This window comes from Grimontia sp. AD028 (assembly GCF_000973155.1).
GTDB classification, from domain to species: Bacteria; Pseudomonadota; Gammaproteobacteria; order Enterobacterales; family Vibrionaceae; genus Enterovibrio; species Enterovibrio indicus.
Genome location: NZ_LASY01000195.1, coordinates 1 through 1,411, shown reverse-complemented (window position 1 = coordinate 1,411; position 1,411 = coordinate 1). Strand labels below are relative to the sequence as shown.

Sequence of the window (1,411 nt, the reverse complement as noted above, 5' to 3'; positions counted from 1 at the left end):
GAAGGGATCAGGGTGTTGACGGTTTCAGTGGTGCCGTCAGGCTGGGTGACGGTGAGGGTGATGGTATCGCCGGAGACTGTGCCGGTCGGTACCGCCACACTGACCTGCACGCCATCACTGGCTTCGGCTTCACTGACGCCATCGGTGGCTTCAGCAATGGTCAGCACTGGTGCTTCATCCGTGCCGCCTGCACCCGTGCCTTCACCGGCAGCGGTAGTATCCAGGTTAAAGCTGCTTGTATTACTGCTCTGCGATACGTTACCGGCCACGTCAGTGACGGTCGCCGTGACAGAGTAATCCCCGTCTACAAAGCCGTCGGTATCAGACAGGATGTCGGTTGGCACCGTCATCACTAGCGGATCGGTGCCGTTCCAGTCTGAAGGGATCAGGGTGTCGACGGTTTCAGTGGAGCCGTCAGGCTGAGTGACGGTGAGGGTAATGGTGTCACCGGAGACTGTGCCGGTCGGTACCGCCACACTGACCTGCACGCCATCATTGGCTTCGGCTTCACTGACGCCATCTGTGGCCTCAGCAATGATCAGAACTGGTGCTTCATCCGTGCCACCTGCACCTGTGCCTTCACCGGCAGCAGTGGTATCCAGGGTAAAGTCGCTAGGGGTACTGGCCTTTGAGACGTTACCGGCCACGTCAGTGACGGTCGCCGTGACAGAGTAGTCCCCGTCCACAAAGCCGTCGGTATCAGACAGGATGTCGGTCGGCACCGTCATCACGATCGGATCGGTGCCGTTCCAGTCTGAAGAGATCAGAGTCTCGACGGTTTCAGTGGTGCCGTCAGGCTGGGTGACGGTGAGGGTAATGGTGTCACCGGAGACTGTGCCGGTCGGTACCGCCACACTGACCTGCACGCCATCACTGGCTTCGGTTTCACTGACGCCATCAGTGGCCTCAGCAATGGTCAGAACTGGCGCTTCATCCGTGCCACCTGCACCTGTGCCTTCACCGGCAGCAGTGGTGTCCAGGGTAAAGTCGCTAGGAGTACTGGCCTCTGAGACGTTACCGGCCACATCGGTGACGGTCGCCGTAACAGAGTAATCCCCGTCCACAAAGCCGTCGGTATCAGACAGGATGTCAGTGGACACCGTCATCACGATCGGATCGGTGCCGTTCCAGTCTGAAGGGACCAGGGTGTCGACGGTTTCAGTGGTGCCGTCAGGCTGAGTGACGGTGAGGGTAATGGTGTCACCGGCCACGGTGCCGGTCGGTACGGCTACACTGACCTGTACGCCATCACTGGCTTCGGCTTCACTGACGCCATCAGTGGCTTCAGCAATGGTCAAAACTGGCGCTTCATCCGTGCCGCCCGCCCCGGTGCCTTCACCGGCCGCGGTGGTGTCCAGGGTAAAGCCGGCAGCGGTACTGGATTGCGAAATGTTACCGGCCACATCAGTGA

1 pseudogene is annotated in these 1,411 nt (G+C 60.0%); it reads right to left on the bottom strand.

The annotated features are described in order from the left end of the window. A pseudogene (locus tag RN22_RS24260) lies at positions 1-1,411 on the bottom strand (hypothetical protein); the annotation flags it as partial.